The sequence below is a fragment of the Brevundimonas mediterranea genome (genome assembly GCF_014196125.1).
Taxonomy (GTDB): domain Bacteria; phylum Pseudomonadota; class Alphaproteobacteria; order Caulobacterales; family Caulobacteraceae; genus Brevundimonas; species Brevundimonas mediterranea.
Window position 1 is genome coordinate 261,465 of the sequence record NZ_JACIDA010000002.1, and the last position, 13,272, is coordinate 274,736.

A 13,272-nucleotide genomic window follows, 5' to 3' on the forward strand; every position below is an offset into this window, starting at 1 on the left:
AGAGGGGAGTCTTATTTTAGAAGAAGAACTTCCCCCATCGTCAGGCGTGCCGCTTCGCGCCATGACCTGACACTTCCCCCGCAAGCGGGGGAAGGTGGGCCTCGCCTCCGCCCTTAAAGATTCACCACCGCCGCGCCGGCCTCGTCCGACAGCCGCTCGGCCAGGACGGCGCGGTGGCAGCCGGCGTGATCGGCCTCGAAGCACAGCAGGGCCACGCGCTTCTCGCCCGCCAGCGCCTTCAACCGCTCATATTCCATCTGGGCCTGGGGCTCGGCCAGATGGTCGGCGAAGATGGCGCGCATTTCGGCGACATGACCCTTGCGGGCCGCATCCCGCCCCGCCTTGGGCGTGCCGAGGCCGCGCAGATGCAGATAGTCGATCCCCTCGGCCTTCAGGCTCTCGCCCAGAATCGTCTTGGAAAACCCGGCGCGGCGCGAGGCGGCGACGGCGCGGACATCGACCAGAAGATCGACCCCGGCCGCCTTCAGCCGGTCGATCACCTGGGCCTGGGTCGCGCCCTCGTAGCCGATTGTGAAGACTTTCATGGGTCGCAGATAGGGGCGGCGGCCACGATCGCCAGCTTGACAGTCCAACGCCGCGTTGCGGTGCGGCGCCCTATCGTTTATCCCGCCGACACGGATTTCGACTGGAGCTTTCCCCATGGCTGACCTCGCCCCCGGCGTCGTGACCCTCTTCGGAGGATCCGGCTTCATCGGATCGCAGGCGGTGCGCGCCCTGGCCCGTCGCGGCTGGCGCATCCGCGTGGCGGTGCGCAACCCGGTTCTGGCCATCGAGGTCCAGCCCCTGGGCGATCCGGGCCAGATCCAGTTCATGCGCTGCGACGTGACCAATGCCGAGGATGTGGCGGCGGCCGTGCGCGGCTCGCACGCCGTGGTCAATCTGGTCGGCGTCCTGCACGACGGCGGCGGCAAGCGCGGCTTCAAGAGCGCCCATGTCGAGGCCGCCAGGAATATCGCCCAGGCGTCCAAGGCCGCCGGGGTGGAACGCGTCGTCCAGATCTCGGCCATCGGCGCCGACGCGAACAGCCGCTCCGCCTACGCCCGCACCAAGGGCGAGGCCGAAAACGAGATCCGCGCCGTCTATCCCGACGCCGTCATCCTGCGTCCGTCGCTGGTGTTCGGCGCCAGCGACGGATTCCTGAACCGGTTCGCCGCCATGGCGGTCTCGGCCCCCGCCCTGCCGCTGATCGGCGGCGGCAAGACCCGGTTCCAGCCGGTCTATGTCGGCGACGTGGCCGAGGCCGTGGCCCGCGCCGCGACCCGCGGCGACGCGGCCGGCCGCACCTACGAACTGGGCGGGCCGGACATCTACAGCTTCCGCGAAGTGCTGGAGCTGGTGTGCCGCGAGACCGGCCGCAATCGGCCGCTTCTGCCCATCCCCTTCCCCGTCGCCCGTCTGATGGGTTCGGTGTTCCAGACCGTCGCCCTTCTGGGCCTGACCCCGCCCCTGACCCGCGATCAGGTCGTCATGCTTCAGTCCGACAACATCGTCTCGCCGGACGCCGCCGGCCTGACCGACCTGGGCATGGTTCATCCGACCAGCATGGGCTCCATCGCCCCCTCCTATCTGTGGCGCTATCGCGACGGCGGCCAGTTCGCCGTTTCGCCCGCCCACTGACACGTCTTTCGCCGGCCTGACGCCCGGCCGTGAAAACGGCCGGGCGATCTTCGCATGGCGGAACAAATAGTGCACAACCTTCGGATGCCCGCCACGCAAACCCAGTTCCGCCCCGCCCAGGACCCGACGCTGGACGACGCCCGGTCCCTGCTGTCGCGCGTCTGGGGCCATGGCGACTTCCGGGGGCTGCAAAGCCAGGTGGTGGCAGAGATCCTGGCCGGGCGCGACGTCCTGGCCGTCCTGCCCACCGGCGGCGGCAAGAGCGTCTGCTATCAGATCCCGGCCATCCTGCGCCCCGGCCTGGGGCTGGTGGTCTCGCCCCTGATCGCCCTGATGACCGACCAGGTCGAGGCCCTGAAACAGCAGGGGGTCGCCGCCGCCCGGCTGGATTCCGGCGTCTCGCTGGACGAGCGGTCGGCGATCTGGGCCGCGGCCCGGTCCGGCGATCTGGACCTGCTGTATGTCTCGCCCGAAGGCCTGGCGGCGGGGGCCATGATGGACCGGCTGGCCGAACTGCCGCTCAGCCTGATCGCCATCGACGAGGCCCACTGCGTAAGCCAGTGGGGCCACGACTTCCGCCCCGACTATCGCAACCTGGGTCTGCTGGCCGAGCGGTTCCCGAACGTCCCGCGCATCGCCGTCACCGCCACCGCCGACGCCCGCACCCGCGACGACATCCTGCGCTCGCTGCGGCTGGAACAGGCCAAGGTCTTCGTCGACAGTTTCGCCCGCCCCAACCTGCAGCTGTCGGCCGAGCGCAAGGAGAGCGCCTCGCGCGCCAAGACCGACGCCCGCGTCATCGAACTGGTGCGCGAACGCCGGGGCAAGTCGGGCGTGGTCTATTGCGGCAGCCGCGACGGCTGCGACCGCGTGGCCCAGGCGCTGCGCGACGCCGGGACCAACGCCATCGCCTATCACGCGGGCATGGACACCAAGGAGCGGGACCGCCGGCTGGAGCGTTTCCTGGCCGAGGACGGGGCCGTCATGGTCGCCACCATCGCCTTCGGCATGGGGGTGGACAAGGCCGACGTCCGTTTCGTCATCCACGCCGATCCGCCGGGCAGTCTCGAGGCCTATTGGCAGGAGATCGGCCGGGGCGGCCGCGACGGCGAACCGGCCGAGGGCATCACCCTGTACGGCCCCTCCGACATCGCCTGGACCCTGCGCCGGCTGGACAGCCGCCCGATGGCCGAGGAGGTCAAACAGGTTCAGGTGCGCAAGGCCCGCCAGCTGTTCGCCATGCTGGACGGCGCCGTCTGCCGCGCCCAGGCCGTGCGCCGCTATTTCGGGGAGACCGAAGCCCAACCCTGCGGCGTCTGCGACATCTGCGGCGACCCGCCGCTTCTCTATGACGCCACCGTCCCCGCGCAAAAGGCCCTGGCGGCGGTCCAGCGTCTGGGCGGCCGCTTCGGCCGGGGCCGGATCGTCGATCACCTGACCGGCCGGACCAAGGCGGTCCAGCCTTGGGAGCAACAGCTGTCCACCTGGGGCATAGGGGCCGACATCTCGCCCAACGGCTGGCGCGACATCGTCGACCACCTGTTGTTCGTGGGCCTGTTGGTCGAGGATCCGAACGACGGCAAGCCCCTGGTCGGTCTGGGCGACGGCGAGGCGGTGCGCGCCGTCTACAAGGCCGAACGCCGGATCGAGGTGCGTCGCGTGCCCGCCGGCTACGACGCCGGCACGCGCTCGGGCAATCCGCGCAATCGCCGCGACCGCACCGGCGAGGGCCGCAATGCCGCGCTGGAGACCATGGACGCCGACGTCCGCGCCCGATTCGAGGCCCTGCGGGCCTGGCGCCGCGACCGCGCCTCGGAACAACATGTCCCGCCCTATGTCATCTTCCAGGACAAGACCCTGCTGGAAATCGCCCACGCCGAACCCGGCGACCTGACCGCCCTGGGCGCACTGCCCGGCGTCGGCCAGTCCAAGCTGGACCGCTACGGCAAGGGCGTGCTGGAGACGTTGGCCGCCATCCACTGACCCTCTCCCGCCGGGAGAGGGCTTGAGCACACGGCGGCGCAGCCGTCGTCCTTGTGCGAAAGGGTGAGGGGCTCGGTGGTGCGAGTTGGCCCACCGGCGGACCCCTCATCCGGCCCTTCGGGCCACCTTCTCCCGCAAGGGGAGAAGGAAGATTTACGCCCTACCCCAAAAACCGATCCACCGCCGCCTGAAACCGCGCCGGCTGGTCGATCATCACCTGATGGTCGGCGCCTTCGATGCGGACGAATTGTGCGGGCCGGCGCAGGTTGGAGAAGCCGTAGCGATACAGGCCCTCCAGCCGGTTACGCGGATTGTTCGTGTCCCGCGTCCAGCCATAGACCACCGTCACCGGAGCGGTGACATCGCGCAGCCGTTGGCGCAGATCGACCGTCAGGGCCTCGTACAGGCCCTGGGCCAACACCCGCCGGTCGCCGCCCTGCAGGCCCAGGCCGTCGAACACCATGTCCCCCGCCAGGCCCAGATCGCCGCCCAGGGCCGAAACCTGGCCCTTCAGCGCCTGGTCCCCAAACAGCATCAGGGCCTGATAACCCAGCCGCGCCAGGGGCTCAACCTCGCGGGCGGTGACGCGGGAATCGACCAGGGCCGGAAAGAAGGGCGCGGAATCGACCACCATCACCCGGCCGATCCGGTCCCGCATGTCCGCCGCGACCCGCAGCGCGATCTGGCCGCCCAGCGAATGGCCGATCAGGGCGGGGCGCTGTAGGCGCTGCTCGCGGATGTAGCGTTCGATCTCCAGAGCGGCGGGCGCGGCCAGGGCGCCGCCGGCGTTGGCGCCGATATCCGTCTGGCCGAAGCCCCGGATGGTGACCAGATGGACCCGATACCGGCCCTCCAGCTTGTCCGCCGTCGACCGCCAAGCCGCCCCGGTCGAGCCCAGGCCCGGTATAAAGACGATGTCCGGCCCCGCGCCCCGCGTCTCGACGATGATCCGGTCGGAACGGAAGGCGGGGGCGAGAGACGCCGATACTGTTGTCTGGGCGGTCGCTACGCCGGGCAGGACGACAAACAGGATCGCGAAAAACGGAGCAAGAAGACGGCGCATGACCCGCTCCTAACGCCTGATCACGGCGATCGGTTGACGGCCGCGACCGTTAGTCACCGCCCCTTGAAGTCCGGCTTCCGTTTGTCGACGAAGGCGGCCATGCCTTCCTTCTGGTCCTCGAAGGCGAACAGGGAGTGGAACAGGCGGCGCTCGAACCGCACGCCCTCGGTCAGGGTCGTCTCAAGGGCGACATTGACCAGTTCCTTGTTCATCATCACCGCCAGCGGGCTCTGGGCCGCGATCTTGGCGGCGGCGGCGCGGGCTTCGTCCAGCAGGGCGTCGGGGGCGACGACGCGGCTGACAAGGCCGGCGCGTTCGGCTTCGGCGGCGTCCATCATCCGGGCGGTCAGGATCATGTCCATAGCCTTGGACTTGCCGACCAGCCGCGTCAGCCGCTGCGAGCCGCCGATGCCGGGGGCCACGCCCAGATTGATCTCGGGCTGACCGAACTTGGCGGTCTCGGACGCGATGATGAAGTCGCACAACATGGCCAGTTCGCACCCGCCGCCGAGCGCATAGCCCGACACCGCCGCGATGATCGGCTTCCTGAACCGCATGATCCGGTCGTGGCCCAGGGCGAAGAAATTGCCCTTGAACATGTCGGCGTAGGACTGGTCCGCCATCTCCTTGATATCGGCCCCGGCGGCGAAGGCCTTGGCCGAGCCGGTCAGGATCAGGCAGCGCACGCTGTCGTCGGTCTCGACCGCATCCAGGAAGGCCGCCAGTTCGCCGAACAGGGTCGAGTTCAGGGCGTTCAGCGCCTCGGGCCGGTTCAGGGTCACGACGGCATAGCCGTCGGCGTGGCGTTCGATCAGCAGGGTGGAATAGGCGTCAGCCATGGTCGATCTCCTCGTTCTGTCGTCGATCTAGCGTCTGGCGCGCAGCAGGGCGAGGGTCATCGCGAAACGGATCAGCTCCGACACGACGACACAGCCCATCAAGCCATTGGCGATCAGCACCAGAAGATTGGCCGGCGTCATCACCTTCAGCAGGGACGACAGGACCGGCTGGTCGATCCAGCCGGCAATGAACAGGGAGGCCGCGACCACGGTGATCATGGCGATCAGCGCCATCAGCGAGACATGGCTGGCCTGAAGCGCCGCCTTGCGCTCGGCCGCGCCCTCGTGCGCGTCGGCATGGGGCAGGAGGCGGGCGACCAGAGTCAGCGCCCCCTCCGCGATCCCGATCAGCAACAGGCCGAACAGGAACAGCCCACCCATCTCGCCCGCGAACCCCGGCGTCGCTAGGTCGCCGACCCGGATCCGTTCGATCATCTGCCAGACATAGAGGCCCCAGACGCCCACCGTCGTGACGATGGCGATCCACAGATGACGTTCGCGTAGGCTCATCCGGCGATCTGGCACGAAAGCGGCGGCGAGATGAAGGCCTAAAGACCAGCCATTTCGGCCAGTTTCAGCACGGTGCTCCAGTTGCGGCCTGTGCCCATGCCCAGCATGCGCGCCCCCGCCTTCTTGAAGACGGCCGACTGAGCCTGGCCGTTCGGAAACCAGAAATAGAGCACCTCGCCGACGGCCTCGACTCGCTCGCCGCCTTTGGCCAGGGCGCCGGCGGCCTCGACGGCGCCGTCCTTGATTCCGGCCTTCATCACCATGGCCAGAACCTTGGCGGGATGCGCGGCGGCCTCTTCCACGAAGGGATTGGCGCCTATCACCGCGCCCCACTGATCCGGCGTCCGAACCATGGCGGAGATAGCCAGATCGAAGCGGCGCTTCATCTCCGCCTCCACGGCGGTTTCTATATCGCCGGGCTCACGATCGCTTTCGACCACCAGATTGCCGCTGGCCTGGAGGGTACGCGGATTCTTCAGCCCCATCGCCTCGGCCATGGCCCGCTGCTCGCCGACCGGCGCTCGGACGCCGCCGGTGTTCATGCCGCGAAACAGGATGATGCGCTGGCTCACCGGCCTCACCGCTTCTGGCAGGACGGGCAGTAGAAGGTCGAGCGACCGCCTTGGACGATGCGAGCCACGACGCCGGTGCAGCCCTCGCCGCGACACGGTTCGCCCTCGCGGCCGTAGACGTCGAAGCGGTGCTGGAAATAGCCCTGGCCGCCCTCGGCGTTGGCGAAGTCCTTCAGGGTCGATCCGCCCGCGGCGATGGCGTCGTTCAGCACGTCGCGGACGACCGAAGCCAGGGTCTCCAGCCGCGCCTTCGACACCGACCCGGCCGCGACCAGGGGCGAGATGCGGGCGCGGTAAAGCGCCTCGCAGACATAGATATTGCCCAGGCCGGCCACGATCCGCTGGTCCAGCAGGGAGACCTTGATGTTCTGTTTCTTGCCAGCGAAGGTTTCGACCAGATGCGCGCCGGAAAAGCCGTTGCCGAGCGGCTCGGGCCCCAGGCCGGCGAACCAGGGATGGGCCTCGACTTGGGCGGTGCGGATCAGGCCCATGAAGCCGAAGCGGCGGGCGTCGGCGTAGCCGATGCGGGTGGCGGCGCCGTCGCGGACGGCGCAGCCGCTGAAATGCTCGTGCTTGCCGGCGATGGGGGCGGCCTCATCGAACTCGCCCAGCAGGGTCCCGTCCAGGGTGAAGCGGCCGGTCATGCCCAGATGGGTGATCCAGGTCTCGCCGGTGGACAGGGGCAGGAGCAGATATTTGGCGCGGCGGTCGACCCGCTCGACCGTCGCCCCCTCCAGCCGCTCGACGAATCGTTCCGGGAACGGAAAACGCAGATCCGGCCGGTTGATCCGCACCCGCGACAGACGCGCGCCCGCCAGCACCGGCGTCAGGCCGCGTCGGACGGTTTCGACCTCGGGGAGTTCAGGCATGGGCCGGTCCTAGCGCCTCGACACGGCCGGGCCAAGCGGATCGTCCGCCCCCGCGACAATCGTCGGAAAACATTGTTCGAACCGACGCTGGAGCGACACGCCGGTCTGTCATCCAATATAGGCGCAGTCCGGGGGGAACGTGTCTCAATCGATCATCATCGGCCGGCCCGGCTTCCGCGTCCCGAACCTGATCCGTTCGACCGGTCTGACGCGTGACGATGTCGCGATCCTGGCGGCGACGGCCGTGCTGGCGGTCAGCCTCTATTTTCTGACCTTTCCCGGCGTCGACATCGCCGTCAGCCGTCTGTTCTACCGCCCCGAGGCCGGCTTCTTCCTGGCCGACAACCCCCTGCTGAAGGCGCTGCGCAAAAGCTCCTCCCTCGTACTGGCCCTTTTGCTGCTCGGTGTGATCGGACGACTGGCGTGGCGCGCCCTGCATCGCCGGCCTCTCGGCGCCGCCGCGCGCCGGACGGCCTTTGTCCTGGCGGCCCTGGCGGTCGGGCCGGGCCTGGTTGTCAATCTGGTGCTGAAGGGGCTGTGGGGACGCGCCCGCCCGATCCAGATCGACCAGTTCGGCGGCGATGCGGCCTTCACCCCCGCCTGGGTGGTCAGCGACGCCTGCCAATCCAATTGTTCCTTCGTCTCGGGCGAGGGCTCCAGCGCGGCCTGGATGGTCGGGGTCCTGCTGGTGCTGACGCCGGCGAAATGGCGGCCGGTCGTCCTGCCGCTCGGCGTCGTCTACGCCTTCGCCCTGTCGATGAACCGGCTCGCCTTCGGCGGGCATTTCCTGTCGGATATCCTGCTGTCCTGGGCCCTGACGGCCCTGGTCATGACGGGGGTCTATCGGGTGACGGTGGCCTCGCCCGGCCTGGTTCGCCGGGCGCGTCGGCGGTTCCGCGGACTGCAACCCTTCCCCGCCTGAGCGTGACCGGTTGCCGCAGGCGGCGTTATGGGCTTACGTCCGCGTCGAACGTGGGAACCGATCTCGATGACTGACGCCGTCGCTGCGCCTAAAGGCCGGCTTGAACTGACCCTTCGCGCCCTTGTGCTGGGCTGTCTGCTGGCCGTGATCTTCACCGCCGCCAACACCTATCTGGGCCTGCTGGTCGGCCTGACCTTCGCCTCGGCCATTCCGGCGGCGGTGATCTCGATGGCGGTGCTGCGGGCCTTCCGCACCTCGACCATCTGGGAAAACATGACCGTCCAGACCGTGGCCTCGGTCGGCGGCGCCATGAGTTCGATCATCTTCGTCCTGCCTGGCCTGGTGATGATCGGCTGGTGGCTGGAGTTTCCCTTCTGGCAGTCGGTGGCCATCTGCATCCTGGGCGGCGTGCTGGGGGTGACCTTCTCCATCCCGCTGCGCCGCGCCCTGGTGACCAACGGCGGCCTGCCCTACCCCGAAGGCGTCGCCGCCGCCGAGGTGCTGAAGGTCGGCTCGCGCGGGGCCGAACAGACCGAAAGCGCGGTGCGCGAGAACAAGTCCGGCCTGTGGATCGTGGTCGCCGGCGCCGTCGTCTCGTCCGGCTACGCCCTGCTGGTCGCCGGCCGCGTCTTCGCCGGTGAGGCCGCTCGGTTCTTCAAGCTTCCGGCCGCCCTGGGCGGCGGGGCCACCGGCATGGGCTTCGGCATGCAGTTCGCGCTTCTCGGCGCCGGCCATCTGATCGGTCTGACGGTGGGCCTGGCCCAGCTGTTCGGCCTGATCCTGGCCTGGGCGATCGCCGTGCCGATCCTGACCAGCCCCGACACCGTGGCCTGGCTGACGGCGCACGGGATCCCCTCCATCGCCGCTTCCCTGCCCGCCGGCGCGCCGGCCGAGGAGCTGGCGGCGACCGTCTGGAGCCGTGAAGTCCGCTTCATGGGCGCCGGCGTCATCGGCGTCGCCGCCATCTGGACCCTGGTCAAACTGGCCGGCCCGCTCATCGGCGGCCTGACTTCGGCCCTGGCCGCCAACGCCAAGCGCGCCCACGGCGAGGTGCTGGAGCGGACCGAACAGGATCTGCCCATCAAACTGGTCGGCGGGATTTCGGTCGTCTGCCTGATCGGCATCGCCGGCCTGCTGGCCTGGTTCGCCCAGAGCGCCCCGGCCCTGGCGGGATCGACCCCGCTGCTGGTCATCGGCGGCCTGGTCTATGTCGTCCTGATCGGTTTCGCCGTCGCCGCCATCTGCGGCTATATGGCGGGCCTGATCGGCTCGTCGAACAGCCCGGTCTCGGGCGTCGGCATCCTGGCGGTCGTGATCGCCTCGCTGCTGATGCTGGGCGTCATGGCCATAGCGGGCGTGCCGGCCGATCCCTCGATCATCGCCTTCGCCCTGATCGTCACCGCCGTGGTCTTCGCCGTCGCCGTTATCGCCAATGACAATCTTCAGGACCTGAAGACCGGCCAGCTGGTCGAGGCCACGCCCTGGCGCCAGCAGGTCGCCCTGATCGTCGGCGTCGGCGCCGGCGCCGTCGTCATTCCTCTGATCCTGAACCTGCTGAACCAGGCCTTCGGCTTCGAGGGCGGCCCGCCGGCTATCGTCGAGGGCGCCAAGACCCTGGCGGCGCCCCAGGCCACCCTAATCTCGGCCCTGGCGCGCGGCGTCATCGGCGGCGATCTGCGCTGGGACCTGATCGGCCTGGGCGCGGTGATCGGCGTGATCATCATCGTGCTGGACGCCGTCGTGTCCAGGGCCACGAACGGCAAGGTCAAGCTGCCGCCGCTCGCCGTCGGCATCGGCTTCTATCTGCCCGCCGCCGTCACGACCATGCTGGTCATCGGCGCCGTCTGCGGCTGGATCTACGACAAGGCCGTGTCCAGCACCCGTTACGCCGACGTGGCGCGCCGCATGGGCGTGCTGCTGGCCTCGGGCCTGATCGTCGGTGAGAGCCTGTTCGGGGTCTTCACCGCCGGCGTGATCGTCGCCACCCGCGACGACGCGCCGTTCGCCATGCTGCCCGAGGGCTCGGCCTGGCCGGCCATGCTGGCGGGGATCATCGGCTTCGCCGTCGCGGTGTTCGGACTTTACGCCTGGACCCGGAGCCGGGCCGAGAAAGTCTAGGGCAAGCCCGCGTCAAGCTGATCCAAAACGAAGGCGACCCGCTCGGCGAGGGTCGCCTTCGGCAATTCTACGAGCTCGTATCCGTAGCTTGGATAGACGGCGGCCATGGCGGCGAAGGTCCGTTCGGCCTCATCGAAGTCCTGCCGACGTTCCGCATCCTGGCCGAAGATTTCGGTCCAGGGCGGGGCGATGAAGACCCTGCGATGATAGCGCAACTCACGAGCGGCCCGATCCATGTCCTCCGGGATCGGCAGATCGCAAAGGGTCAGATAACCGACCACATCCGGCACGCCGCGATCATGAAAGGTCAGCCTGCCGCTTGTCTGGCTGCGACCGTGGGCGGCGATGTCGTGGTCCAGCATTTTTCGGGCGAACAGGGCGCGATCCCGCCAAGGCAGGGCGTCGCCGCCCCTGTCCTTTTCCTCGCGGATGATAGCCCGCCCGGCCTCGGGTTCGACCGCAAATCCCGCCTGCGCCAAGGCCTCCAGCAAGGTGGTCTTGCCCGAGCCTGGACCGCCGGTCAGAACCACGCCGGTCATGCGTTTCTGGTCGCGACCATCATATAATTGATGCCCGCGTCGTCGGTCTGGCTCCATCGGTCGTGAAGCGGGTCGTAGTTCAGGCCGTAGGGCCCCTCGACCGTCACAGCCTCGGCCGCCAGCATCGCCCGGATCTCGTCGGGCTTCAGGAACTGGCGCCAGTCGTGCGTGCCCGCCGGCACCCAGCGCAGAATATATTCCGCCGCCACCTTGCCCAGGGCCAGGGACTTCAATGTTCTGTTCAGGGTGGCGACCATCATCACCCCGCCCGGTCGGACCAGCCGCGAACAGGCGCGCACGAAGGCTTCCGGGTCGGCGACGTGCTCGATCACCTCCATGGTCAGGACCACGTCGAACGGCCCCGCCCCCTCGGCCTCGATCTGTTCGACGGTGGCGGCGCGATAGGCGATGTCCAGCCCGACCATCTCGGCGTGGGCCCGCGCCGTGCCGATGTTCTCGGACGAGGCGTCGATGGCGGTGACAGAAAAACCCATCCGCCGCATCGGCTCGGCGATCAGCCCGCCGCCACAGCCGACGTCCAGAAGGGTCAGCCCCTCGAACGGGCGACGCGCCTTCGGATCCCGCCCCAGACGGGCGCACAATTGCTCGCGGATCAAGGCCAGCCGGGCCGGATTGAACCGGTGCAGCGGGGCGAACGGCCCGTGCGCGTCCCACCATTCGGCCGCCTGGGCCGAGAAGCGGGCCACGTCGGCCGGGTCGATCGATGCGCCAAACGCACCCTCGGACGAATTTTGCGGAAAACCATGCCCTTCGCGGGGTAGGCGAGACGGTGCGGCGTCGCTAGAAGCGGTCATGGCGCGAGGGATGAACCTTCGCGCCCTTTCACGCAAGCAGGGGGCGGAACGCCACGATGACGCGGCCCGATTCTTCACGATCCGACACCACGCGACTGGTGATGAAGTTCGGCGGCACCTCGATGGGCGACCTCGAGCGCATCCGTCGCGCCGCGCGGATCGTCGCCGCCGAGGCCGCCTCGGGCAAGAAGATCGCCGTCGTGGTCTCCGCCATGGCCGGCAAGACCAACGAACTGGTCGCCTGGACCGACGGCGCCGGTCCGGCCGCCGCGGGCCTGCCGCTCAGCGACGACGAATATGACGTGGTGGTCGCCTCGGGCGAACAGGTGACGGCCGGGCTCCTGGCCCTGACCCTGCGCAACATGGGGCTGAACGCCCGGTCGTGGATGGGCTGGCAGGTGCCGATCATCACCGACGACGCCCACGCCCGCGCCCGCATCATCGACATCCCCGGCGAGAAGCTCGGCGCCGCCGTCGACAGCGGCGAGATCGCCATTGTCCCCGGCTTCCAGGGAGTGACCCCCGAGGGCAAGATCACCACCCTGGGCCGCGGCGGCTCCGACACCTCGGCCGTGGCCGTGGCCGCCGCCCTGTCCTGCCCCTGCGACATCTATACCGACGTGGACGGCGTCTATACGACCGACCCGCGCATCGAGAGCCGCGCCCGGCGCCTGGCCAAGGTCTCCTATGAGGAGATGCTGGAAATGGCCTCATTGGGGGCCAAGGTGCTGCAGACCCGCTCGGTCGAGCTCGCCATGGCCAAGCAGGTGCCTGTGCGGGTCCTGTCCAGCTTCATCGAACCGGACGAATCCGGCCAAATGCCCGACAAGGGCGGAACCCTGATCTGCGACGAGGAGGAGATCTTGGAAAAGCGCATCGTGTCCGGTGTGACCATGAGCCGTGACGAAGCCCGCATCACCCTGCTGGGCCTGTCCGACCGCGTGGACGCCCCCGCCGACGTCTTCACCCGCCTGGCCGAGGCCAACGTCAATGTGGACATGATCGTCCAGAGCCAGGCCCGCACCGCCAATACGGTCAACCTGACCTTCACGACCGGCCGCCGCGACGCGGTGCGCGCCGCCGAACTGATGACGGCCGGCCAGGATCATCTGGGCTTCGAGGAAATCCGCGTCGATGAGGACGTCGCCAAGGTGTCCGTCGTCGGGGTCGGCATGCGCAGCCACGCCGGCGTGGCCCAGACCATGTTCAAGGCCCTGGCCGACAAGGGGGTCAAGTTCCAGGCCATCTCGACCTCGGAAATCAAGATCAGCGTCCTGATCGACGCGGCCTACGCCGAACTGGCCGTGCGCGCATTGCATTCGGCTTATGGCCTGGACGCGATATAGGGTGATTTGAACAGGCGCCTCGGCGCCACAGCGCGGGAGCCATGATGCCGGCAGGCGG

13 protein-coding genes are annotated in these 13,272 nt (G+C 68.8%); 5 read left to right on the forward strand and 8 right to left on the reverse strand.

Annotated features, from left to right (window positions below; genetic code table 11):
- Positions 1 to 113: 113 nt before the first annotated feature.
- Complete coding sequence (locus tag GGR11_RS10190; RefSeq protein ID WP_183196694.1) at positions 114 to 545, reverse strand: DUF488 domain-containing protein; 432 nt, start codon at positions 543 to 545, stop codon at positions 114 to 116.
- A 115-nt stretch (positions 546 to 660) separates the two neighbouring features.
- On the opposite strand from GGR11_RS10190, the gene GGR11_RS10195 reads away from it, so the two are divergent.
- Positions 661 to 1,638, forward strand: coding sequence for a complex I NDUFA9 subunit family protein (locus tag GGR11_RS10195; RefSeq protein ID WP_183196697.1), 978 nt, complete (start codon positions 661 to 663; stop codon positions 1,636 to 1,638).
- A gap of 84 nt (positions 1,639 to 1,722) precedes the next feature.
- On the forward strand, positions 1,723 to 3,621 hold the full coding sequence (gene recQ / locus GGR11_RS10200; RefSeq protein ID WP_183196699.1) for a DNA helicase RecQ: 1,899 nt from the start codon (positions 1,723 to 1,725) through the stop codon (positions 3,619 to 3,621).
- Between the two features lie 160 nt (positions 3,622 to 3,781).
- Here the strand turns inward: recQ and GGR11_RS10205 are convergent, their stop codons facing one another.
- From GGR11_RS10205 to mutM, 5 genes are read right to left on the reverse strand one after another with little or no spacing between them, the layout of a single operon-like run.
- Positions 3,782 to 4,684, reverse strand: a complete 903-nt coding sequence (locus GGR11_RS10205) for an alpha/beta fold hydrolase (protein ID WP_183196701.1) — start codon at positions 4,682 to 4,684, stop codon at positions 3,782 to 3,784.
- Positions 4,685 to 4,737: 53 nt separating this feature from the next.
- Positions 4,738 to 5,523 carry an enoyl-CoA hydratase gene (locus GGR11_RS10210; protein ID WP_183196703.1) on the reverse strand — a complete coding sequence of 262 codons (786 nt, stop codon included), beginning with the start codon at positions 5,521 to 5,523 and terminating at the stop codon, positions 4,738 to 4,740.
- Positions 5,524 to 5,550: 27 nt separating this feature from the next.
- The gene (locus GGR11_RS10215) at positions 5,551 to 6,033 is read right to left on the reverse strand and encodes a hypothetical protein (protein WP_183196705.1); all 483 of its coding nucleotides are present in this window, start codon (positions 6,031 to 6,033) and stop codon (positions 5,551 to 5,553) included.
- 38 nt (positions 6,034 to 6,071) lie between these two features.
- Complete coding sequence (locus GGR11_RS10220; RefSeq protein ID WP_183196707.1) at positions 6,072 to 6,605, reverse strand: DUF1697 domain-containing protein; 534 nt, start codon at positions 6,603 to 6,605, stop codon at positions 6,072 to 6,074.
- 5 nt (positions 6,606 to 6,610) lie between these two features.
- Positions 6,611 to 7,474, reverse strand: a complete 864-nt coding sequence (mutM, locus tag GGR11_RS10225) for a bifunctional DNA-formamidopyrimidine glycosylase/DNA-(apurinic or apyrimidinic site) lyase (RefSeq protein ID WP_183196709.1) — start codon at positions 7,472 to 7,474, stop codon at positions 6,611 to 6,613.
- A 139-nt stretch (positions 7,475 to 7,613) separates the two neighbouring features.
- Here mutM and GGR11_RS10230 point away from each other — a divergent pair, with 139 nt between their 5' ends.
- Together GGR11_RS10230 and GGR11_RS10235 are read left to right on the forward strand one after the other, a co-directional pair.
- Positions 7,614 to 8,396, forward strand: a complete 783-nt coding sequence (locus GGR11_RS10230) for a phosphatase PAP2 family protein (protein WP_183196711.1) — start codon at positions 7,614 to 7,616, stop codon at positions 8,394 to 8,396.
- A 66-nt stretch (positions 8,397 to 8,462) separates the two neighbouring features.
- Positions 8,463 to 10,514 (forward strand): OPT family oligopeptide transporter, encoded by a 2,052-nt coding sequence (locus tag GGR11_RS10235; RefSeq protein WP_183196713.1) that lies wholly within the window; start codon positions 8,463 to 8,465, stop codon positions 10,512 to 10,514.
- Here GGR11_RS10235 and GGR11_RS10240 read toward each other — a convergent pair.
- Together GGR11_RS10240 and ubiG are read right to left on the reverse strand one after the other, a co-directional pair.
- Positions 10,511 to 11,053, reverse strand: coding sequence for an AAA family ATPase (locus GGR11_RS10240; RefSeq protein WP_183196715.1), 543 nt, complete (start codon positions 11,051 to 11,053; stop codon positions 10,511 to 10,513). The two genes, GGR11_RS10235 and GGR11_RS10240, sit on opposite strands and share 4 nt — an antisense overlap.
- Entirely contained in the window at positions 11,050 to 11,868 is an 819-nt protein-coding gene (gene ubiG / locus GGR11_RS10245; RefSeq protein WP_183196716.1) for a bifunctional 2-polyprenyl-6-hydroxyphenol methylase/3-demethylubiquinol 3-O-methyltransferase UbiG, read from the reverse strand. Before ubiG ends, GGR11_RS10240 begins: the two co-directional genes overlap by 4 nt.
- 56 nt (positions 11,869 to 11,924) lie before the next feature.
- Here ubiG and GGR11_RS10250 point away from each other — a divergent pair, with 56 nt between their 5' ends.
- Positions 11,925 to 13,214, forward strand: a complete 1,290-nt coding sequence (locus GGR11_RS10250; protein ID WP_183196719.1) for an aspartate kinase — start codon at positions 11,925 to 11,927, stop codon at positions 13,212 to 13,214.
- Positions 13,215 to 13,272 lie beyond the last annotated feature (58 nt).

Coding starts and splice junctions, on each gene's coding strand:
- GGR11_RS10205 (WP_183196701.1), bottom strand. CDS start 4,684: ATGCGCCGTCTTCTTGCTCCGTTTTTCGCGATCCTGTTTGTCGTCCTG.
- GGR11_RS10235 (WP_183196713.1), top strand. CDS start 8,463: ATGACTGACGCCGTCGCTGCGCCTAAAGGCCGGCTTGAACTGACCCTT.
- GGR11_RS10215 (WP_183196705.1), bottom strand. CDS start 6,033: ATGAGCCTACGCGAACGTCATCTGTGGATCGCCATCGTCACGACGGTG.
- GGR11_RS10195 (WP_183196697.1), top strand. CDS start 661: ATGGCTGACCTCGCCCCCGGCGTCGTGACCCTCTTCGGAGGATCCGGC.
- GGR11_RS10190 (WP_183196694.1), bottom strand. CDS start 545: ATGAAAGTCTTCACAATCGGCTACGAGGGCGCGACCCAGGCCCAGGTG.
- ubiG (WP_183196716.1), bottom strand. CDS start 11,868: ATGACCGCTTCTAGCGACGCCGCACCGTCTCGCCTACCCCGCGAAGGG.
- mutM (WP_183196709.1), bottom strand. CDS start 7,474: ATGCCTGAACTCCCCGAGGTCGAAACCGTCCGACGCGGCCTGACGCCG.
- GGR11_RS10210 (WP_183196703.1), bottom strand. CDS start 5,523: ATGGCTGACGCCTATTCCACCCTGCTGATCGAACGCCACGCCGACGGC.
- GGR11_RS10240 (WP_183196715.1), bottom strand. CDS start 11,053: ATGACCGGCGTGGTTCTGACCGGCGGTCCAGGCTCGGGCAAGACCACC.
- GGR11_RS10250 (WP_183196719.1), top strand. CDS start 11,925: ATGACGCGGCCCGATTCTTCACGATCCGACACCACGCGACTGGTGATG.
- recQ (WP_183196699.1), top strand. CDS start 1,723: ATGCCCGCCACGCAAACCCAGTTCCGCCCCGCCCAGGACCCGACGCTG.